At 52.8% G+C, this 22,146-nt stretch carries 19 protein-coding genes; 6 read left to right on the forward strand and 13 right to left on the reverse strand.

Going from position 1 to position 22,146, the window contains the following annotated elements:
* Positions 1-80: 80 nt before the first annotated feature.
* The 3 genes from lolE to lolC are packed head-to-tail and all read right to left on the reverse strand — an operon-like array spanning position 81 to position 3,218.
* Positions 81-1,325, reverse strand: a complete 1,245-nt coding sequence (gene lolE, locus OGX90_RS13255; RefSeq protein ID WP_003030804.1) for a lipoprotein-releasing ABC transporter permease subunit LolE — start codon at positions 1,323-1,325, stop codon at positions 81-83.
* Entirely contained in the window at positions 1,325-2,026 is a 702-nt protein-coding gene (lolD, locus tag OGX90_RS13260) for a lipoprotein-releasing ABC transporter ATP-binding protein LolD (RefSeq protein ID WP_003832278.1), read from the reverse strand. The genes lolE and lolD overlap by 1 nt, the downstream gene beginning before the upstream one ends.
* Positions 2,019-3,218 (reverse strand): lipoprotein-releasing ABC transporter permease subunit LolC, encoded by a 1,200-nt coding sequence (gene lolC, locus OGX90_RS13265; RefSeq protein WP_213786346.1) that lies wholly within the window; start codon positions 3,216-3,218, stop codon positions 2,019-2,021. The genes lolD and lolC overlap by 8 nt, the downstream gene beginning before the upstream one ends.
* A gap of 261 nt (positions 3,219-3,479) precedes the next feature.
* Between lolC and OGX90_RS13270 the strand changes: the two genes are divergently transcribed.
* The 3 genes from OGX90_RS13270 (at position 3,480) to ldtC (ending at position 9,224) form a co-directional block, all read left to right on the forward strand.
* Entirely contained in the window at positions 3,480-4,544 is a 1,065-nt protein-coding gene (locus OGX90_RS13270) for an acyltransferase family protein (RefSeq protein WP_286624031.1), read from the forward strand.
* 118 nt (positions 4,545-4,662) lie between these two features.
* The gene (gene mfd / locus OGX90_RS13275) at positions 4,663-8,109 is read left to right on the forward strand and encodes a transcription-repair coupling factor (protein WP_008784434.1); all 3,447 of its coding nucleotides are present in this window, start codon (positions 4,663-4,665) and stop codon (positions 8,107-8,109) included.
* A gap of 149 nt (positions 8,110-8,258) precedes the next feature.
* Complete coding sequence (gene ldtC, locus OGX90_RS13280) at positions 8,259-9,224, forward strand: L,D-transpeptidase LdtC (protein ID WP_032944376.1); 966 nt, start codon at positions 8,259-8,261, stop codon at positions 9,222-9,224.
* 86 nt (positions 9,225-9,310) lie between these two features.
* On the opposite strand, the gene bhsA is transcribed toward ldtC, so the two are convergent.
* Entirely contained in the window at positions 9,311-9,568 is a 258-nt protein-coding gene (gene bhsA / locus OGX90_RS13285) for a multiple stress resistance protein BhsA (protein WP_003030810.1), read from the reverse strand.
* 244 nt (positions 9,569-9,812) lie between these two features.
* On the opposite strand from bhsA, the gene comR reads away from it, so the two are divergent.
* Positions 9,813-10,448, forward strand: a complete 636-nt coding sequence (gene comR, locus OGX90_RS13290; protein WP_008784432.1) for a TetR family copper-responsive transcriptional repressor ComR — start codon at positions 9,813-9,815, stop codon at positions 10,446-10,448.
* A 255-nt stretch (positions 10,449-10,703) separates the two neighbouring features.
* Complete coding sequence (locus OGX90_RS13295; protein WP_048235621.1) at positions 10,704-12,884, forward strand: TonB-dependent siderophore receptor; 2,181 nt, start codon at positions 10,704-10,706, stop codon at positions 12,882-12,884.
* Positions 12,885-12,941: 57 nt separating this feature from the next.
* On the opposite strand, the gene OGX90_RS13300 is transcribed toward OGX90_RS13295, so the two are convergent.
* From OGX90_RS13300 to hinT, 8 genes are all read right to left on the reverse strand, one after another.
* On the reverse strand, positions 12,942-13,481 hold the full coding sequence (locus OGX90_RS13300; RefSeq protein WP_003030814.1) for a glycine zipper 2TM domain-containing protein: 540 nt from the start codon (positions 13,479-13,481) through the stop codon (positions 12,942-12,944).
* A 168-nt stretch (positions 13,482-13,649) separates the two neighbouring features.
* Complete coding sequence (gene ndh / locus OGX90_RS13305; RefSeq protein WP_003832263.1) at positions 13,650-14,954, reverse strand: NADH-quinone dehydrogenase; 1,305 nt, start codon at positions 14,952-14,954, stop codon at positions 13,650-13,652.
* A 236-nt stretch (positions 14,955-15,190) separates the two neighbouring features.
* Complete coding sequence (gene ycfP, locus OGX90_RS13310) at positions 15,191-15,733, reverse strand: alpha/beta hydrolase YcfP (RefSeq protein WP_003030817.1); 543 nt, start codon at positions 15,731-15,733, stop codon at positions 15,191-15,193.
* Positions 15,734-15,754: 21 nt separating this feature from the next.
* Complete coding sequence (nagZ, locus tag OGX90_RS13315; protein ID WP_048214423.1) at positions 15,755-16,780, reverse strand: beta-N-acetylhexosaminidase; 1,026 nt, start codon at positions 16,778-16,780, stop codon at positions 15,755-15,757.
* A 10-nt stretch (positions 16,781-16,790) separates the two neighbouring features.
* Positions 16,791-17,615, reverse strand: a complete 825-nt coding sequence (gene thiK / locus OGX90_RS13320) for a thiamine kinase (protein WP_111465769.1) — start codon at positions 17,613-17,615, stop codon at positions 16,791-16,793.
* Positions 17,596-18,237 (reverse strand): penicillin-binding protein activator LpoB, encoded by a 642-nt coding sequence (gene lpoB, locus OGX90_RS13325; protein ID WP_008784426.1) that lies wholly within the window; start codon positions 18,235-18,237, stop codon positions 17,596-17,598. Before lpoB ends, thiK begins: the two co-directional genes overlap by 20 nt.
* A 13-nt stretch (positions 18,238-18,250) precedes the next feature.
* On the reverse strand, positions 18,251-18,625 hold the full coding sequence (locus OGX90_RS13330) for a YcfL family putative periplasmic lipoprotein (protein WP_008784425.1): 375 nt from the start codon (positions 18,623-18,625) through the stop codon (positions 18,251-18,253).
* 2 nt (positions 18,626-18,627) lie between these two features.
* Complete coding sequence (gene hinT / locus OGX90_RS13335) at positions 18,628-18,987, reverse strand: purine nucleoside phosphoramidase (RefSeq protein ID WP_003030826.1); 360 nt, start codon at positions 18,985-18,987, stop codon at positions 18,628-18,630.
* Between the two features lie 349 nt (positions 18,988-19,336).
* Here hinT and fhuE point away from each other — a divergent pair, with 349 nt between their 5' ends.
* Entirely contained in the window at positions 19,337-21,523 is a 2,187-nt protein-coding gene (fhuE, locus tag OGX90_RS13340) for a ferric-rhodotorulic acid/ferric-coprogen receptor FhuE (protein ID WP_032943015.1), read from the forward strand.
* A 22-nt stretch (positions 21,524-21,545) separates the two neighbouring features.
* Here fhuE and paaY read toward each other — a convergent pair whose 3' ends face one another.
* On the reverse strand, positions 21,546-22,142 hold the full coding sequence (gene paaY, locus OGX90_RS13345; protein WP_286624033.1) for a phenylacetic acid degradation protein PaaY: 597 nt from the start codon (positions 22,140-22,142) through the stop codon (positions 21,546-21,548).
* Between the last annotated feature and the right edge of the window lie 4 nt (positions 22,143-22,146).

Consider the following 22,146-nt stretch of genomic DNA (forward strand, 5'->3'; position numbering starts at 1 on the left):
TTGATACACGTCATCCTTCAAGATGCCTCTGCGTTGGCTACGCCTTGATGCAGCATGAATGCTGTCGTGTATTTTTGTTGTTATTGGCCGCTAAGTACTCTCGCAGGATCAATATTGCTGGCGCGACGCGCCGGATACCAACTTGCCAAAAGACTCAGCACGAGTGCTGTCACCAGCACGTAAATCACATCCAGCCAGTGTAATTCCGATGGCAGGAAGTCAATGAAATAGATATCGCCGGACAGGAACTGATGGCCGATAAGCGCCTCAATCCCGTTTATGATCGGCGTCAGTTGCAACGACACAACCACCCCGATGACGACGCCTATCAGGCTACCGAACAGACCCGCCAGCAGGCCGTACCAGACAAAAATGGCACGGATCAACCCATCTTTCGCCCCGAGGGTTCTTAATACCGCAATATCGCCGCTTTTGTCTTTTACCGCCATCACTAACGTGGAAACGATATTAAAACAGGCCACGCCAATTACCAGCACCATAGCCAGATACATAATGGCGCGGATCATCTGAATATCGCGGTACATATAGCCGTAGGTGCCGATCCAGCTCTTGATGTAAACATAGTTATTGGTGACTTCACCCGCGTCTCGCACCAGCTTATTGGCGTTAAACACGTCGTTAACCTTCAGCGCGATCCCGGAAACGCTGGTTCCCATATCAAGATATTGCTGCGCATCTTCCATTGGGATCATGGCAAAGCTGTGATCGAGCTGACCGCTCAGTTGCAGGATCCCCGTCACGTGCAAACGCACGCGTTTAGGCTGCTGTAGCTTATGATCCGCACTGGCGTTAGGGATCATAATCGACACCCAGTCACCCTGCTTCACCTTCAGCGCATCGGCAATACCCTTACCAATGATGATTTGTTGTTCACCGGCTTTAAAATTATCCCAGGCGTGGTTTTGCACAAAGGATGGCAGCGCGCTTAAACGCTGTTCCTGTTTCGGGTCAACGCCCTTCACCTGCACCGCGCGTAAGTTCGCCCCGCTCTCCACCAGTCCGGTAAAGTTGATATAAGGCGCCGCGGCGACAATACCCGGCACTTTTTGTACCTTGTCGAGCGCTTCCTGCCAGTTATTCCACGGCTGATTTACGGCTTCAATCTCTCCGTGTGGGACTACGGCCAGAATACGGTTGTTCAGCTCACGCTCAAATCCGTTCATGGCACTTAAACCGACGATCAACACCGCCACACCCAACGCGATGCCAACGGTAGATATCACCGAAATTAACGAAACCATACCGCCGCGCCGCCGACCACGGCTAAAGCGCAGACCAATCAATAACGATAAAGGCGAAGCCATTACTCAGCTCCCATCAGGCTCAGTTCAGCCGTCAGGCGACCATCGCGCATTTCAAGCTGGCGACTCATCCGCTTCGCCAGTTGCAGATCGTGCGTCACCACCAGAAATGCCGTGCCCTGAGAGCGGTTCAGCTCACCCAGAAGCTCGAAAATGCTGTCCGCGTTACGCGCATCCAGGTTACCCGTTGGCTCATCTGCCAGGACCAGGCGCGGGTTATTCACCAGCGCACGCGCGATGGCCACCCGCTGGCGTTCGCCGCCAGACAGTTCAGACGGGCGATGACTGGCACGATGATCCAGCCCTACCGCTTTCAGCATATCCCGTGCGCGCTCGGTGATTTCAGCCGGTTTTTTCTTGCCGATCAGCAGCGGCATCGCTACGTTTTCCAGCGCCGTAAAATCCGGCAGCAAATGGTGGAACTGGTAAATAAAGCCCAGCTTCTGATTACGCAGTTCCGCTTTCGCCGCCGACGAGAGCTTACTCATTGGCTGACCGCTAAAAATGACGTCGCCGGAAGTCGGGGTATCCAACCCACCTAACAGATGCAGCAACGTACTCTTGCCGGAGCCTGAGCTGCCGACAATCGCCATCATCTCACCTTCGCCGACGCAAAAACTGACATCGTGCAGTACATCGGTCTGCACAGTGCCTTCCTGATAGCGTTTGCACAGGTTGTCGCATTGCAACAGGATCTTATTCATAACGTAAAGCCTCAGCGGGTTGAGTGGCGGCAGCGCGCCAGGAAGGATAAAGCGTAGACAGCAGCGCGATGGCCATCGCCACCAGCGCAATGACGATAACCTGTAGCGGCTCAATGGCGACCGGCAGCGCAGCGCCATCCAGCAGCACACCAATAATTGGCATCAGATTGTTCAGTTGGCTGGCGAGCAATGCACCCAGTACAGCGCCCAGCAGCGCGCCAATCACCCCGGCACTGGCCCCCTGAACCATAAACACCATCATTATCTGCCGCGGCGTTAGCCCCTGCGTTTGTAAAATCGCCACTTCCCCTTGCTTCTCCATTACCATCAGACCCAGCGAGGTAATAATATTAAAAGCCGCCACCGCCACGATCAGGCTAAGCAGCAGCCCCATCATGTTCTTTTCCATGCGCACGGCCTGGAACAGTTCCCCTTTGCGCTCGCGCCAGTCCTGCCATTTGGTGCCTTGCGGCAGCGTTTGCTGGCTCAGCGTGTCAACTTTTAACGGTTCGTTCAGCCACAGACGCCAGCCAGTGATATTACCCACCGGATAGCGCATCAGACGCGAGGCATCCTGAATGTTGGTCAGCATCTGGTAGCCATCGACTTCGCTGTTGGCGGCGAAAGTGCCAATCACCGTAAACAAACGCTGGCTCGGCAAACGCCCCATCGGCGTAAACTGGCTGGCCGAGGGCACCATCACACGGATTTGATCGCCACGGTTCACGCCCAACTGCCCGGCAAGCTGCTCGCCGAGGATGACATTATACTTACCCGGTTGCAGATCTGTTTGCTTCACATTGACCAGATACGGCGTTAACGGATCTTTTTGCGCCGGATCGATACCGAGCATCACGCCGACCGCCACGCTACGCGCACTTTGCAGCACCACATCTCCCGTAGTTATGGGTGCAACGCGGTTGACGCCGTTCAACGCCACCGCTTTTTCCGGCAGTTGTTGCGGGTTGAGGGAACCCTGTTCAGACGAGAGTACGGCCTGAGGCATCAGGCCAAGAATATTGTTTTGCAGCTCGCGCTCGAAACCGTTCATCACCGACAACACCGTGACCAGCGCCATTACCCCGAGAGTAATGCCTATGGTGGAGAGCCAGGAAACGAAGCGACCGAAGCGATCTGCTGCACGCCCACGCATATAACGCAGGCCGATGAATAGAGCGACAGGTTGGTACATGAAATCCGTCTGGTTGCTGTTAGCAAAGTCACGAGTATATAAGCGAAAGCGGAATGGGTAAATGACTGAACCGTAAGTGTTCGTCAGCACTATTCCTAAAAGTATAAATAAATCAATTCGCTAAAGTTGTCCCTCTTTCCTTCAGCCCGGGTCCCTGATCTTTATCTTAAAAAAACAAAATGCAGACAGTTACGCATTACAGCGCACAGCGGGTTGCGCAGGATGGCAGGCTATAGCCAACAATATGGATACGCCGTCTCGATGAAGAAAAAAGAACTATGGATTAATCAAATCAAAGGGTTATGTATTTGTCTGGTGGTAATTTACCACTCGGTAATCACGTTTTACCCGCACCTCACTACTTTTCAGCATCCGCTTTCAGAGCTGCTGAGCAAATGCTGGATTTACCTCAATTTGTACCTGGCGCCGTTTCGCATGCCGGTCTTTTTCTTTATTTCGGGGTATCTGATCCGTCGCTACATTGATAGCGTCCCGTGGACAACCTGCGTGGATAAGCGGATCTGGAGCATTGCCTGGGTGCTGGTGCTTTGGGGAGTGGTGCAATGGCTGGCGTTAGTCGCGCTCAATAACTGGCTGGCCCCACAGCGCGATCTGAGCCATGCCGCCAACGCTGCGTATGCCGATTCGATCACAGGTTTTACCCACGGAATGCTGACCGCCAGCACCAGCTTGTGGTATCTGTACGCGCTGATTGTCTATTTTGTTCTGTGTAAGATTTTCAGCCGCTGGGCGGTGCCGCTGTTGGCGTTATTTGTGGTGCTGAGCGTGGCGATCAATTTTGTCCCGACGCCGTGGTGGGGAATGAACAGCGTGATTCGCAATCTGCCCTGGTACAGCCTCGGTGCATGGTTTGGCGCAACGCTGATGGTGTGGATCAAGGAGGTGCCCCTGCGCCGCCATGCAGTCATTGTTCTGGTTAGCGCAATCGCCGTCGTCGTCGCGTGGCTGGCAAATGTCTCACTATTACTTTCTCTGCTTTCCATTGTGCTGATCATGAAGCTGTTTTATCAATTTGAGTTGCGCTTTGGTATGCGTGAGTCCGGCCCGTTAAGCGTGATTGGTGCCAATACCATCGCCATCTACACCACCCACCGTATTCTGGTTGAGCTGTTCAGCTTAACGCTAATCCCCAAAATCAATCATGCCGCCTGGCCTGCCTATGCGGAGCTGGCCCTGCTGCTGGTGTATCCGTTCGCCTGCCTGCTGCTGTGCACCTTGTTTGGCCTGTTGGTACGTAAAATTTCACAAAAAACAGTGGCCGACCTGCTCTTTTCTCCACCTTCTTTATCAGCCGTCTCGCGCTAACCCCAACGCGCTTTTTGCCCCCATCAGGGGGCGAATCAATTTGCTTATGAGAAACGATCACGGATAATAAAGAACATTGCTTATCAGATGTATATCTAAACGAGATCCTGACAACCGAATGCCTGAACAACATCGTTACACGCTCCCGGCGAAAGCTGGCGATCAGCGCCAGTTAGGTGAGCTTACCGGTGCCGCCTGCGCAACGCTGGTCGCCGAAATCGCCGAACATCACGCGGGTCCAGTGGTCCTGATCGCGCCGGACATGCAAAATGCGCTGCGTTTGCATGATGAAATTCGTCAGTTTACTGACCAGATGGTGATGAACCTGGCCGACTGGGAAACGCTACCCTACGACAGCTTTTCTCCCCATCAGGAGATTATCTCCTCGCGGCTCTCCACGCTGTATCAGCTGCCTGCCATGCAGCGCGGCGTGCTGATCGTTCCGGTAAATACACTGATGCAGCGCGTTTGTCCGCACAGCTATCTGCACGGTCATGCGCTGGTCATGAAAAAGGGCCAGCGACTTTCACGTGACGCTCTGCGTGAACAGCTGGACAGTGCGGGCTATCGCCATGTTGATCAGGTCATGGAACACGGCGAATACGCCACACGCGGCGCGTTGTTGGATTTGTTCCCGATGGGCAGCGAGTTGCCTTATCGTCTGGATTTCTTTGATGACGAAATCGACAGCCTGCGTCTGTTTGATACCGACACCCAGCGCACGCTGGAAGAAGTCGATGCCATTAATTTGCTTCCCGCACACGAATTCCCGACTGACAAAACGGCCATCGAGCTATTCCGCAGCCAGTGGCGTGATACCTTTGAGGTGAAACGCGACGCCGAACATATTTACCAGCAGGTCAGCAAAGGCACGTTACCTGCGGGTATTGAATACTGGCAACCGCTGTTTTTCAGCGAGCCGCTGCCGCCGCTGTTCAGCTACTTCCCCGCCAATACGTTATTGGTGAATACCGGTGATATCGAGACCAGCGCAGAACGCTTCCAGGCCGATACCCTGTCGCGCTTTGAAAATCGCGGTGTTGATCCCATGCGCCCGCTTCTGCCGCCGGAATCGCTGTGGCTGCGGGTTGATGAGCTGTTTTCTGAACTTAAACGCTGGCCGCGCGTTCAACTGAAAACCGAGAGTCTGGCGAACAAAGCAGCGAATACTAACCTCGGGTTCCAGAAGCTGCCGGATATCGCCGTTCAGGCACAGCAAAAAGCGCCGTTAGATGCGTTACGTAAATTCCTTGAAGGCTTCACCGGTCCGGTGATTTTCTCGGTGGAAAGTGAAGGCCGCCGTGAAGCACTTGGCGAACTGCTCGCCCGTATCAAAGTGGCGCCGAAGCGGATATTGCGACTCGATGAAGCCGTAGATAACGGTCGTTATCTGATGATTGGCGCAGCTGAGCACGGCTTCATCGATAGCAAACGCAATCTGGCGCTGATTTGTGAAAGCGATCTGCTTGGGGAACGCGTGGCGCGCCGCCGCCAGGATTCTCGTCGCACCATCAACCCGGATACGTTAATTCGTAACCTCGCAGAGCTGCATCCCGGTCAGCCGGTGGTGCATCTGGAGCATGGCGTGGGTCGTTATGCCGGTATGACCACGCTGGAAGCGGGCGGCATAACCGGTGAATATCTGATGCTCACCTATGCCAACGACGCCAAACTGTACGTGCCGGTGTCGTCACTGCATCTCATCAGCCGCTATGCAGGTGGCGCAGAAGAGAATGCGCCGCTGCATAAACTTGGCGGCGATGCCTGGTCACGTGCCCGACAGAAAGCCGCTGAGAAGGTGCGCGATGTTGCGGCAGAGCTGCTGGATATTTATGCCCAGCGCGCGGCGAAAGAAGGCTTTGCCTTTAAGCATGACCGTGAACAGTATCAGCTGTTTTGCGACAGCTTCCCGTTTGAAACCACGCCTGACCAGGCGCAGGCGATTAACGCGGTACTCAGCGATATGTGTCAACCGCTGGCCATGGACCGCCTGGTCTGCGGCGACGTCGGCTTTGGTAAAACCGAAGTCGCGATGCGCGCGGCCTTTCTCGCCGTAGAGAACCACAAGCAGGTTGCCGTGCTGGTGCCGACCACCCTGCTCGCACAGCAGCACTTCGACAACTTCCGCGACCGCTTTGCCAACTGGCCGGTACGCATTGAGATGTTGTCCCGTTTCCGTAGCGCCAAAGAGCAAGCGCAGATTCTGGAGCAAGTTGCCGAGGGAAAAATTGATATTCTCATCGGCACGCACAAACTGCTGCAAGCGGATGTGAAGTTAAAAGATCTGGGTCTGCTGATTGTCGATGAAGAGCACCGTTTCGGCGTTCGCCACAAAGAACGCATCAAGGCGATGCGCGCAGATGTCGATATTCTGACCCTGACAGCAACGCCTATTCCACGTACGCTCAATATGGCAATGAGCGGCATGCGCGATCTGTCGATTATCGCCACGCCGCCCGCTCGTCGTCTGGCGGTCAAAACCTTCGTGCGCGAATACGACAACCTGGTGGTACGCGAGGCGATCCTGCGTGAAGTTCTGCGCGGGGGACAAGTTTATTATCTGTTTAACGACGTCGAAAACATTCAGAAAACCGCTGACAGATTAGCAGAACTGGTGCCGGAAGCGCGTATTGGTATCGGTCACGGACAAATGCGCGAGCGCGAACTGGAACGCGTGATGAACGATTTCCACCATCAGCGTTTTAACGTGCTGGTGTGTACCACCATTATCGAAACCGGGATCGACATCCCCACCGCTAACACCATCATCATCGAACGAGCGGATCACTTCGGTTTAGCGCAATTACACCAGTTGCGCGGTCGTGTGGGACGTTCTCACCACCAGGCTTACGCCTGGCTGCTGACGCCGCATCCGAAAGCGATGACCACCGACGCGCAAAAACGTCTGGAAGCCATCGCCTCGCTGGAAGATTTGGGTGCAGGTTTTGCGCTGGCGACCCACGACCTCGAAATTCGCGGCGCCGGGGAATTACTGGGTGAAGATCAGAGTGGTTCCATGGAAAGCATCGGCTTCTCACTGTATATGGAACTGCTGGAAAACGCGGTCGATGCGCTCAAAGAAGGGCGTGAACCGTCACTGGAAGATCTCACCAGCCAGCAAACCGAAGTTGAACTGCGCATGCCGTCTCTGCTGCCGGATGACTATATCCCGGATGTAAACACCCGACTGTCGTTCTACAAGCGCATTGCCAGTGCGAAAGGCGAAAACGAACTGGAAGAAATTAAGGTTGAGCTGATAGACCGTTTTGGCTTGCTGCCCGACCCGGCTCGTACGCTGCTGGATATCGCCCGTTTACGCCAGCAGGCGCAGAAACTGGGGATCAGAAAGCTCGAAGGCAATGAAAAAGGCGGTACCATTGAATTTGCCGAGAAAAACCACGTCAACCCGGTCTGGCTGATTGGTTTACTGCAAAAGCAGCCGCAGCACTTCCGTCTGGACGGTCCAACCCGGCTGAAATTTATGCAGGAGTTGAGCGAGCGTAAAACGCGGATCGACTGGGTCCGCCAGTTTATGCGTCAGCTTGAAGAAAACGCCGTAGCATAGTGAACAGGCCGGGTGAGCACACCACTCACCCGGCCTGATGAATTTACAAACTCTTTGCACTTCCCTGCACTTCCCGACACAGCAAACAGCCATAATTCTCGTTTACTTTTACATAATAAAAACCACGTAAAAACAATGGATTTATGGTGATGTTAAACAATAAACGACTCTCTCGCTGGCTCGCGTTTTTTACGCTTGCAGCGACATTCGCGTTAGCACTTCCGGCTCAGGCAAACACCTGGCCGCTGCCGCCACCGGGAAGCCGTCTGGTGGGTCAGAATGCCGTTCACGTTGTTGAAGACAATGGCGGTTCTCTGGAAGCGATTGCAAAAAAGTACAATGTCGGCTTTCTCGCGCTGCTGCAGGCCAACCCTGGCGTTGACCCTTACGTACCACGTCCGGGCAGCGTTTTGACGATCCCGTTACAAACTCTGCTACCTGATGCCCCGCGCGAAGGTATTGTTATCAACCTCGCCGAACTGCGTCTTTATTATTACCAGCCGGGGACCAATTCGGTGACCGTGTATCCTATTGGTATTGGCCAGTTAGGTGGTGACACGCTGACGCCTACGATGGTAACCACCATCTCTGATAAACGCGCCAACCCCACCTGGACGCCGACGGCAAATATCCGCGCGCGATACAAAGCAAACGGGATTGACCTGCCTGCCGTTGTGCCTGCCGGTCCGGATAACCCGATGGGCCATCATGCGATTCGCTTAGCGGCATACGGCGGCGTGTACCTGTTGCACGGTACAAATGCTGATTTTGGCATCGGAATGCGCGTCAGCTCCGGCTGTATTCGTCTGCGCGACGGTGATATCGAAACCCTGTTCCGTCAGGTAACGCCCGGAACTAAGGTCAATATTATCAATACGCCGATCAAAGCATCCGTTGAGCCTAACGGCGTGCGCCTGGTGGAAGTACACCAACCGCTGTCCGAAAAAATCAATGACGACCCGCAACTGCTGCCGATCGTGCTGAACGCGTCCATGCAGACATTTAAAAATGCGGCGCAAACAGATACCGCCGTCATGGATCATGCGATGGAGATTCGCTCTGGCATGCCGGTCGATGTGACTCGTCATCATGATGTTGCTCAACAACCGCTGTAAACGTAGTGTATAAAAAAACCCCCGCTGGATTTTATTCCGCGGGGGTTTTTTATTTAACTCGCAGTGGCATTGCGATGGGTTAAATCTTATTTGTAGATAACAGCAGTTCCGTGAAGAGTGTTAGGACCGGTAACGGAAGTAATACGGAAAGACTTCGCACCCATCTCATCGGCTTTCTGCGCCAGTTGATCTTCCAGAGAACCTAAGTTAGTCCCCGCATTCGCAGAAATAGTACCGACTTTCTCTTGGCCCGCAGGAGTGGACTGAACTTCAACAGCGGCAAAGCTTGCAAATGACAGTGAGCTAAGAACAGCAGCGACAAACAGTGTTTTTACGTTTTTCATGATAGTGACCTTTAGCAGATGAATAGGTGTCGAAAAGATTAAATTAACGATCGATAGGTAAATCATAGATGTGATCCAGGTCACACGTCAACATTTTTTTTATAATGATCGTTATATAAAATATAAAGGTCTTATTTTTCATGCTAATAGCTATAAATTATTTTTATCGTGAATCCGCTGGAGTGTGCAGTCGAATATTTTTATAATGGTTATTCAATAAACCCAACAAAGGTACATCGGCGCCATGACAACTGAAACGACAGGTTGTGCAAAAAAAAGCCGTGGCCGACCAAAAGTGTTCGACAGGGAAGCCGCGCTTGATAAGGCCATGACACTCTTCTGGCAGCACGGATATGAAGCGACCTCGCTCGCCGATCTTGTGGAAGCCACCGGCGCAAAAGCGCCCACGCTGTATGCGGAGTTCACCAATAAAGAAGGGTTGTTCCGTGCCGTACTGGACCGCTACATCACCCGCTTTGCGGCGAAACACGAAGCCCAGCTGTTTTGTGAAGAAAAAAGCCTTGAGTCCGCACTTGAAGACTATTTCACCGCTATAGCGACCTGCTTTACCAGCAAGGACACCCCGGCGGGATGTTTCATGATTAATACTTCTGCGACGCTGGCAGCCTCTTCCCGCGATATTGCGCACACGGTGAAATCCCGCCATGCAATGCAGGAACAGACGCTTACCCAGTTCCTTCACCAGCGCCAGCAACGAGGCGAAATTCCGGCCCATTGCGACGTGCAAAAACTGGCCGAATACCTGAACTGTATTTTACAAGGTATGTCGATCAGCGCCCGTGAAGGCGCAACGTTTGAAAAACTGATGCAGATCGCACACACAACTCTGCGGCTGTGGCCCGAACTCGTCAAAGCTTAACCCTTTCCCGCAATTCCCCCGCTGTACTCACACCACCGGGAGCTGATAACGCTCCCGGTTAGATTCCCGTTCTATTGTCCCTACATTTCTCATTGTTTTCATCGTGTTACCCGATCATTTTTTGTAAAAAGTATTGATAACGACAATTATTATCAGCAATATTCGCATTTGTTTTAATGCCTGTTTCACAATGTAACCATCGGTTTCTCTACCGCTATAACAAAAACAGACCGACTTTTTTTAAAAGGAATACAAATGCATAAGCGTCTCTGGGTGCTCAATCCTCTTCTGTTATCTTTAACTTTACCCGCTGTTGCGGCTGAGGAAGAGAACCTCATCGTCAGCGCCAACCGTAGCCAGCGCACCGTGGCAGAAATGGCGCAAACGACCTGGGTTATTGAAGGAAGCGAGATTGAACAACAGGTTCAGGGAGGAAAAGAGTTCAAGGATGTTCTTGCTCAGCTAATCCCAGGAATCGATGTTAGTAGCCAGGGACGCACAAACTACGGCATGAACATGCGCGGTCGCGCCATTGTCGTGCTAATTGACGGTGTCCGTCTGAACTCCTCGCGAACCGACAGCCGTCAGCTTGACTCCATTGACCCATTTAACATTGCGCACATTGAAGTCATTTCAGGCGCAACCTCTCTTTATGGCGGTGGCAGTACCGGCGGATTAATCAACATTGTCACCAAAAAAGGTCAGCCGGAGCGTGAAGTAGAACTCGAACTGGGGAGCAAAAGCGGCTTCAACAATAGCAACGATCATGATGAGCGCGTTGCCGCGGCGGTGAGTGGCGGAACCGATCGCGCTTCCGGGCGTATGTCCGTCGCGTATCAACGATTTGGCGGCTGGTATGACGGTAATCACGATGCCCTGCTGCTCGATAACACCCAAACCGGGCTACAGCACTCCGATCGCCTGGACGTCATGGGCACAGGGACGATTGAACTTGACGACAACCGTCAGTTGCAACTGGTTACGCAGTACTATAAAAGTCAGGGGGATGACGATTACGGGCTGGATCTCGGCGAGAACATGTCCGCCGTGACCGGAAACGGCAAAGCATACACCAGCAGCGGACTGAATTCCGATCGTATTCCCGGCACCGAACGTCATCTTATTAGCCTGCAATATTCAGATGCGGATTTTTTTGGCCAGAACCTGGTCAGCCAAATCTATTACCGTGACGAATCGCTGAAATTCTACCCCTTCCCTACGCTCAGCAAAGGCAAAGTCACCAGTTTCTCCGCATCACAGCAGGACACAGACCAGTTTGGTGCCAAAATTACCCTCAACAGCCAGTTGATGGATAACTGGGAGCTGACGTGGGGTGTCGATGCCGATCACGAAACCTTCGACTCCAATCAGAAATTCTTCGATCTGGCCTGGTCCCTGCCCTCCGGCGGCATGGACAACCGTACCGCTTATACCACCGGACGTTATCCCGGTTACAGCATCACCAACTTCGCGCCTTTCCTGCAAAACAGCTATGACATTAACGACATTTTTACCCTCAGCGGCGGCGTGCGCTATCAGTGGACCGAAAACAGGGTTGATGATTTCGTTGGCTATGCTCAACAGCAGGGAATCGCGACCGGGCTTGCGAACTCTGCCGATACTATTCCGGGCGGCAAAACCGATTACGATAATTTCCTGTTCAACGCCGGTATCCTTGCCCACCTGACCGACCGTCAGCAAACGTGGTTTAACTTTTCTCAGGGCGTGGAGCTTCCGGACCCAGGGAAATATTACGGTAACGGTACCTATTCGCTGGTTGGCGATCATTACCAGCTCCAGCGCAGCGTCAACGTGGCGGATTCACGTCTGGAAGGGATTAAAGTTAACTCGTACGAACTGGGGTGGCGCTACACCGGCGATAGTCTGCGCACGCAACTGGCCGCTTACTACTCGACTTCAGATAAATCGATCGTTATCAACCGCAGCGATATGACCATTAACGTTCAGCCCGACGATCGCCGCATTTATGGCGTTGAAGGTGCGGTGGATTATTTCATTGCGGACACGGACTGGAGCCTGGGTGGCAACTTCAACGTCATTAAATCGGAAGTGAAACAGAACGGTAAATGGCAAAAATGGGATGTCACGCTGGCCTCACCGTCCAAAGCAACCGCGTGGGTCGGCTGGGCACCAGAACCGTGGACCTTGCGCGTACAGAGCCAGCAAACATTTGATCTGACCGACGCCAGCGGTAACAAGCTGGATGGCTATAACACGATGGACTTTATCGGCAGCTATCAGCTCCCGTTGGGTAAGCTGACCTTCAGCGTGGAAAACCTGCTGAATGAAGAGTACACCACACTGTGGGGACAACGTGCGCCACTGCTGTATAGCCCAACCTACGGCAGCCCGTCACTGTATGAATACAAGGGCCGGGGTCGTACTTTTGGTCTGAACTACGCCTTAACCTTCTGATAAAAAAAGCCCCCCAGCCTGAGCGAATGGGGGGCTAATGTTCAGGATAATGCTATTTTACGCTTTGTTATTCAGTACCAACTGTCCGTTGTTATCCAACGGAATTTGCGCGCCGGGGTCCTTATCCATACGGATTTTCCCCTGCTGATCGCCAATTTTGTACGTCACGTCGTAGCCCAGCATCTTTTCAGATTTGTCATACACCGTTTTACAACGCTGCTGCGTGGTGGTGTAAGTATCGTTTTCCTGCATCGAACCCTGAATCTGGTTACCTGCATAGCCGCCGCCTAAAGCACCGGCCACGGTAGCAATATCTTTACCACGTCCACCGCCAAACTGATGCCCAATAACACCACCCGCAACCGCGCCCAGTACGGAACCCGCGATACGGTTTTCATCTTGTACCGGCTTGCGGTGGGTGACCGTTACGTTCCGGCACTCCTGACGCGGTGTTTTTACCGACTCTTTAATCGGTGTTGCAGAGACAACTTGCGCATACTGTGGGCCACGCTCGAAAACGTTCAGACTGGCCACCGCTGCAACACCCAGCGCAGCAGCTACGCCAATCCCTATACCCGCCAACATTGATTTATTCACGGGACTACCTCCTTTTTTGCTATTAGCAACAACTTTGCAACAGAAGGTAAGGAATGCCAATCAGATTACGGATGAAAATAGCAGGAGGAGGCACGAACGCAGGATGATTCGGAGAACTCTGAAGGAAGGCGCCGGATGCATAAAATCATCCGGCGCCACAAGTTGATATTAATGCAGTTTCAGGCGCGGGCGAATCACCCGGTTGATACTGCCGACCAGCATCATCAGGCCGGTTTTGAAGTAGCCGTGCAAAGCAATCTGGTGCATGCGGTACAGTGAGATGTACACAAAGCGCGCAATACGTCCTTCCACCATCATCGAACCACGGGTCAGGTTGCCCATCAGGCTACCCACGGTAGAGAAGTTAGAGAGCGAGACCAGAGAGCCGTGATCTTTGTACTGATACGCTTTCAGCGGCTTACCGTTCATCTGTGCCAGAATATTGTTCATCGCGCAGGTCGCCATCTGGTGTGCTGCCTGAGCGCGCGGAGGCACAAAACCGCCTTCCGGGCGAGCGCAGGAAGCGCAGTCGCCAATCGCGTACACGTCAGGATCGCGCGTGCTCTGCAGAGTTGGCTCAACCACCAGTTGGTTAATACGGTTCGTTTCCAGACCGCCAATGTCTTTCATAAAGTCTGGCGCTTTGATACCCGCCGCCCACACCATCAGATCGGCTTTAATGTATTCGCCATCTTTGGTGTGCAGTCCGCCTTCATCAGCGCTGGTTACCATCGTCTGGGTCAGTACGCGTACGCCCAGTTTGGTTAACTCATTATGCGCAGCACCGGAAATACGCGGCGGCAACGCAGGCAGAATACGCTCACCGGCTTCGACCAGCGTAACGTTCAGCGCGTCATTGGTCAGCCCTTTGTAACCATAGCTGTGCAGTTGTTTTACCGCATTGTGCAGCTCAGCGGAGAGTTCAACACCCGTCGCACCGCCACCCACAATGGCGATATTCACTTTTCCGTTAGCGCCCAGATTCGCGGAATACTTCAGGAACAGATTCAGCATCTCCTGGTGGAAACGACGCGCCTGATGCGGGTTATCGAGGAAAATGCAGTTTTCTTTCACGCCAGGGGTGTTGAAATCGTTGGACGTACTGCCCAACGCCATCACCAGCGTGTCATACGGCACTTTACGCTCAGGAACCAGCAGCTCACCCTTCTCATCGCGCAGCTCAGCAAGAGTAATGGTCTTCGCTTCACGATCGATATCCACCACCGAGCCTAACTGGAACTGGAAGCCATGGTTACGGGCATGTGCCAGATAACTCAGCGCATCCACACCTTCGTCCAGTGAACCCGTCGCCACTTCATGCAGTAACGGTTTCCACAAGTGACTGTGGTTTCTGTCTACCAGTGTGATTTTGGCCTTTTTCTTACGCCCGAGTTTTTTACCCAGCTGCGTCGCCATTTCCAGTCCGCCAGCACCGCCGCCGACAATCACGATCCTTTTCAATGGTGTAGTCAACGTGACCCCCTCAAATTTATTAACCAATTGTTAATTAAAAGTTATGAGCATAGCCTTTAATTAACAACAAGTTACGGCAATGAAAATGTTCTTCGAGAGTGAGAATAACACGAACGGTGCATTGGTCATACCAAAATTGATATGTATCAAGTTTTGATGCTGAAAAGATAGACAACCGGAACTTTAAGAACAAAAAAACCAGCCCGATGGCTGGTTTTTTACACACTCAATAAGAATTAACCTAACGTCTTGAACGCTTTGATGCGCTGCAAATGCGGAGAGATATTCTTAAACTTATGCGTCTGCTCTTCGTCCCAGACTATCTCGTAAAAATGATGCAGCTCTTCCGACGAACGCTGACTATTAAGCGCTTCATCATGACGTGACAGGATCACCAGGCAGCGATCGCGATTCTTTTCGCGGAAATTGGTCACGCATTTTGTCGCGATATCTGCATACTCCTCAGGTCTGTCGATTTTGCCTTCCATGTTCTCATACGGGAACAGGTTGGGATTAAACACTACCTGACGAATATCACACAGGAAACCAATCCGTTCAGCCCAATATCCCCCGAGCCCCACACCACAAATCAGCGGACGGTCATCCACATTCAGCTGCAGCATTTTGTCCACTTCTTTCAGCAGATGCTGCATATCATGTTTAGGATGCCGCGTACTGTAGCTAATCAGCCTGACATCCGGGTCGATGAATTGCAGCTGCAACACCTTCTCATGGTTGCCCGGGCTGTTAGAGTCAAAACCGTGTAAATAGATAATCATCGCATCCTCGCCAAACTTGCGTTAATGACCTGCTTTCTCTTCCTGCCAGCGCTCATGAAGTTGGTTAAGCTGAGCGCTTACCGTCTTCCAGCGTGACGAGTCCATCAGTTCCTGACGTGAAAATGAACCTTTATGATACAAACGTGTAACACGTTCTGCATTGATCGGCGACAGATTATCTAACACACTGACCGCTCCCTTACGATTATTGCAGACCAGGATCATATCGCAACCTGCATCCAGCGACGCCTGTCCACGCTCCGCATAGCTTCCCATAATCGCCGCCCCTTCCATCGACAAATCGTCGGAGAAAATGACACCATCGAAGCCAAGTTCCTGACGTAGCACCGTTTTCAACCAGTGAGGTGAGCCACTCGCCGGACGCGGATCGACATCACTGTAGATGACATGCGCAGGCATAATGGCATCCAGTTTGTTTTCCGTAATCAACGTCTGGAACACGGACATATCTTTCGCACGAATCTCGGCTTCTGGGCGTGGATCGGTTGGGGTTTCTTTGTGTGAATCCGCCGTCACCGCCCCATGTCCTGGGAAATGTTTACCGGTCGTTTTCATGCCAGCAGCATGCATCCCGTCAATGAAGCGGGTCGCCATCGCCAGCGCTTTTAGCGGATCGGCATGGTAAGAACGCTCGCCGATTGCTGCGCTGATATGGCCCACATCCAGCACGGGTGCAAAGCTGATATCAATGTCCATCGCGATCATTTCGCTGGCCATCAACCACCCGGCGTCCTGAGCCAGTTTGCCGCCCTCTTCCAGACCATGCAACGCAGCAAAGGATTGAGCCGCAGGCAGACGGGTAAAGCCCTCACGAAAACGCTGTACGCGTCCGCCTTCCTGATCTACCGCCACCACCAGATGGTTACGTGACGCAGCCCGGATCTGACGCACTAATTCACGCAGCTGTTCCGGGTCATGATAATTTCGGGTAAAGAGGATCAACCCACCTACCAGCGGATGTGCCAGAATCTCACGCTCTTCAGCGTCCAGCTCATACCCTTCGACATCCAACATTACTGGGCCCACACTGCTCTCCTTATCCTTTCATTGTTAGCTGCCGCCAGGTTTCATCGGCCAGCCTGATAAATTGTCGATCGCCGGTTTGCCGCCAGCGATACTCAAACCACCCCGCCTTCAGCATCATTATCCAGGGTTGCCATTGTCTGACCTGTCGCCACAAAACGTCTGGCTCAATGTGCGCTCGTTGGGCGTAGGTGCTAACCAACTGTTGGTGCTGGGATTCATCGCTAACCCATACTGCCGCCAGCTCCAGGGCAATATCACCGTCTCCGGCGTATTCCCAGTCAATCAGCCGCAGCCCTGATGCCGTATGTACGATGTTGTCACCGTGAACATCCATATGCAGCGGCCCCAGACGCAAAGGTCGAGGCTCACCTCGTTTCCTTAGCCGCTTCAGCGCGCGCAGCCAGCATGGTGTACGACGCGCCGGATCGCCACACTGCCAGTACTGTTCAAGTAGCGGAAGCAGGCTGATTCTCCAGCCCAATCGGGGTTGCTGGTGCAGATGATACAGTAAGCCTGCGAGTTCGTCGGCGTCCGGTAATCTGGATTCTACCTTACCGTGAAAAAACTCGACTGCCATCCACCCACGCGTATAAAAGTGAGGACGTGGCGCAAGGCTTTCTGGCAGGTGTTTTAGCGCATGATATTGGCGTAAGAAATGAGATTCCGGCGCGTCAGGGTCGTGATGGCAGCGCAGTACCAGTCGGTGGGAACGGTGTTCAATGATGCAGCTCCCGCCGCTCAGGCCGGTTTGGCTGGTTGCGACGGGATGATACTGCGGGAAATAGCGCGACAACACTTCGCCGCGCGTGAGTCTGTTATTGTTGCTGAACGGCACCTTTACCTGACCAGATTATCTCGCCAGTTTGTACCAGCATTAATTGCATTTGCAGCGCAGGCGAATTGACGTTGCCGGATGCGCTGGAATAAAGCACATACTGCGCGCCAACGTTACGGGCGATACCAATCGCTTTACTGCGCGTTCCCAGACTGTCATTCGGCGACAGACCTAACTGCTGTTTGGCGACAGCCAGCTGTTGGGCAGAAATCAGCGTAAACTTACCGTTATTCGCCAGCGCGTTACGTAAGGTTTCGGTGGCTTCACCCGCGTTCAACGAGCCGTTGGTGCGGTTATTCACGCTATCAACCAGCAGAACGCCGCCCGCTTTGACGCCGTCTGCCTGCAGCATTTTGCCGACCATCGGCTGCATAGCCCCGTTCCAGTCATAGTGACGTTGACGTGGCGTAGGCTGCGCCGTTTGGTCTTCATGCTCAATTGGGCCCGGCTGCTGCGGTATGCTTGGCACCGTTGGCACAACCGGCACCGGCTGTTGCGGCTGCGCAGGCTGTTCCGGTACCGGCTTCACTTCCTCTACCGGCGCGGGCTCACGTTGCGCCACACAGCCAGAGAGAAACATCGCCAGCGCGGCAATCAGTGCGTAGCGATTCATTTTGTTCATCAAGATTCACCCCTTACAAATAAAGATAAAGTCTAACCTTGTGCGCCCCCAGAAAATTGGCGCTGCCGTACAGCGTCACCGACGAATGAGCCGGAATAGTCACACTGCGTGGCGCTTCCAGAGGGTGCATTTCCAGCCCTCTGGCGTCATACCAGTAAAACCGATAATGAACGGTAACGGGTTCTTGTCTTTCGTTATAGAGTCGAGAGGATGCCGAAGCCTGAATATCAGACGTTGTTAACGTGGGCTGCTCTGCTGTAATACCCGCCGCCAGAATTGTTGATTCCATCACCAGCGACTGTTCATCACTTACCGGGATTTCAGGATGTGTTCGACAACCCGCCAGCAACAACAAACCCAGTGAAAGCGCAATGCATCCTCTGGTCATGCTTACAGACCTTTATGCGCAAGCATTGGGCCAAGCGCACGTCCACCCAGCAGGTGCATATGAATGTGATACACCTCCTGCCCCCCGTGGCGGTTGGTGTTCATGATTAAGCGGTACCCATCTGCAGCAATGCCTTCCTGCTCAGCAATTTTCGCCGCAACGGTGATCATGCGGCCCAATGCCTGTTCATGTTCCGCCGTCACATCATTGACAGTGGGGATCAGAATGTTAGGAATGATCAGGATATGCGTTGGTGCCTGAGGGGAAATATCACGAAACGCAGTGACCAGTTCGTCCTGGTATACGATATCCGACGGAATCTCACGACGAATAATTTTGCTGAATATAGTTTCTTCTGCCACGACGTTTTCCTTTTTCATTATCAGCCCAAGCGTTTTGTCATGCTACGCCGGGTAACTCTGCGAGTATAGAGTATGAGCGAGTTACTCACGCTCTTTCAACTTTAACCCTCGATTATTTAAGCAAAATCCTTTGCCGCTGCTGTTCTTATAACCATTTCCCTGCGCTATTGCTTAAGCATAGTACTGAAACAATATTTCATTTATGCCGTAGCATCTGTTTACACATTGAGTGCTAATGCGTATATTTCGCATTTGTATTTACATGCGCATTTAATAATTTACAACCAAAGGGTTCATCACAACTACCGGTGATTTGAACTTAATATTAATAATTATCAAGGACTTTTCGATGTCTTTCACAACACTCAACGGGAATGTTCAACGCCAACCGGGCCTTGCCCCTTCTTTGCTGGCAGCATGCGTCACGCTAGCCCTTTTACCTTCCACCAGCCTCGCAGCCCCTGCAGAAGAGACAGTGATCGTGGAGGGTTCTGCTCCATCCGCATCCAGTGAGGAGCAGGATTACAGCGTTAAATCGACGACCGCTGGCACAAAAATGCAAATGACACAGCGCGATATTCCGCAATCGGTCAGCATTGTCAGCCAGCAACGCATGGAAGATCAGCAATTGCAAACGCTGGGCGATGTGATGGACAACACGTTGGGGATAAGCAAAAGCCAGGCGGATTCAGATCGCAGCAGCTATTACTCGCGCGGATTTCAGATTGATAACTATATGGTCGATGGGATCCCGACCTATTTTGAATCCCGCTGGAATCTCGGTGACGCCCTTTCTGACACCGCCCTTTTTGAGCGTGTCGAAGTGGTCCGTGGCGCAAACGGGCTAATGACCGGGACGGGTAACCCTTCAGCCTCCATTAACATGATCCGTAAGCATGCCACCAGCCGCGAGTTCACCGGTAATGTTTCAGCGGAATATGGCAGTTGGAACAAACAACGCTATGTGACCGATCTGCAAAGCCCGCTTACAGCAGACGGCAACGTGCGCGGCCGCATCGTGGCGGGTTACCAGAATAACGACTCCTGGCTTGATCGCTACAATAGCGAAAAAATGTTCTTCTCCGGGATTGTCGATGCCGATTTGGGTGACACCACCAGCCTGTCTGCGGGCTATGAATATCAGCGCATTGATATCAACAGCCCAACCTGGGGTGGATTGCCGCGCTGGAATACCGATGGCAGTAAAAACAGCTACGACCGTTCGCGCAGCACTGCACCGGACTGGGCTTACAACGATAAAGACTTCAACAAAGTGTTTGTCACCATCAAACAACGTTTTGCCGATACCTGGCAGGCGACCATGAACGCCACCCACTCCGAGGTCAAGTTCGACAGTAAAATGATGTACGTCGATGCCTATGTTAACAAGGCCGACGGCACGCTGATTGGCCCATATGGCAACTATGGTCCGGGATATGACTACGTCGGAGGAACCGGCTGGAACAGCGGCAAACGTAAAGTGGATGCTGTCGATCTATTTGCCGACGGCGGTTATGATCTGTTTGGTCGTCAGCATAATCTGATGCTGGGCGGCAGCTACAGTAAACAGAATAACCGTTATGAAAGCTCGTGGGCGAACGTTTTCCCCAACGAAATCGGCAGCTTCTATACCTACGATGGTAACTTCCCTGAAACCAACTGGAACCCGCAGTCATTGGCTCAGGACGATACCACGCACATGAAATCGCTGTACGCCGCAACGCGTATTTCGCTGGCCGACCCACTGCATTTGATTGTTGGCGCACGTTACACCAACTGGCGTATCGACACCCTGACCTACAGCATGGAGCAAAACCACACCACGCCGTATGCGGGTCTGGTCTATGACATTGACGATAACTGGTCTACCTACGCCAGCTATACCTCAATCTTCCAGCCGCAGAACAAGCGCGACAGTTCCGGTAAATATCTCTCTCCGATCACCGGCAACAACTATGAGCTTGGCCTGAAGTCCGACTGGATGAACAGCCGTTTAACCACCACGCTCGCGGTGTTCCGCATTGAACAGGATAACGTAGCGCAATCAACCGGCGTGCCAATCGCAGGTAGCAATGGCGACACAGCCTTTAAAGCGATGGATGGTACGGTCAGCAAAGGGGTCGAATTCGAGATTAACGGTGCGATCACTGATAACTGGCAGATGACGTTTGGTGCGACACGCTATGTTGCTGAAGACAACGAAGGCAATGCAGTAAACCCGAATCTGCCGCGGACCACGGTCAAACTGTTTACCCGTTATCGCCTGCCAGCCATGCCGGAACTGACCGTCGGCGGTGGAGTTAACTGGCAGAATCGTGTTTACAGCGATACGGTCACGCCTTATGGCACATTCCGCGCGGAACAGGGAAGCTACGCCCTGGTAGATTTGTTCACCCGCTACCAGGTAACAAAAAACTTCTCAGTGCAGGGTAACCTTAATAACCTGTTCGATAAAACCTACGACACGAATATCGACGGTTCTATCGTTTATGGTGAGCCGCGTAACGTCAGCGTTACCGCCAGCTATCAGTTCTGACACCGGGTATTGCGTAGAATCGCTAACTCGCTGACTTAGGTTGCAAATTCTCATCAAACTCCAGCCGCTTTCTGTCGGGTTCTACCGCAGTCAGCGGCTTCACTTCTGCAAGCGTCTGCTGACAGCGCCCCACCAGCACCTGATACTCGCGAGTGCCCTGTTTTTTCCACACCAGTTCCTGCTCAGTTAACATGCGAATCGCTTTCGCCGGGCTGCCGACAATCAGATGGTTGGCGGGCATCTCAGCGCGCGCTTTCACAAACGCCGAAGCACCAACGATACTGTTTTCACCGATGATCGCGCCATCGATAATCACCGCGCTCATGCCGATCAGCGCGTTACGCCCAATCACACAGCCGTGCAGAATCGCCCCGTGGCCGATATGTCCGTCCTCTTCCACTACCGTATCCTGGCCGGGAAATCCGTGCATCACGCAGTTATCCTGGATATTCGCCCCATCTTTAACCACGATACGCCCAAAATCTCCGCGCAGGCTGGCGTTGGGACCAACATAAACACCTCTGCCGAGAATGACATCGCCAATCAGCACTGCGGTTGGGTGAACATAGCTTTCTGCAGGAACTACCGGGATCATCCCGTCAATCTGGTAAATCGGCATGGCT

The sequence above is a fragment of the Citrobacter sp. Cpo012 genome, from assembly GCF_030333015.1.
In the GTDB taxonomy this organism is placed as follows: Bacteria; Pseudomonadota; Gammaproteobacteria; order Enterobacterales; family Enterobacteriaceae; genus Citrobacter; species Citrobacter portucalensis.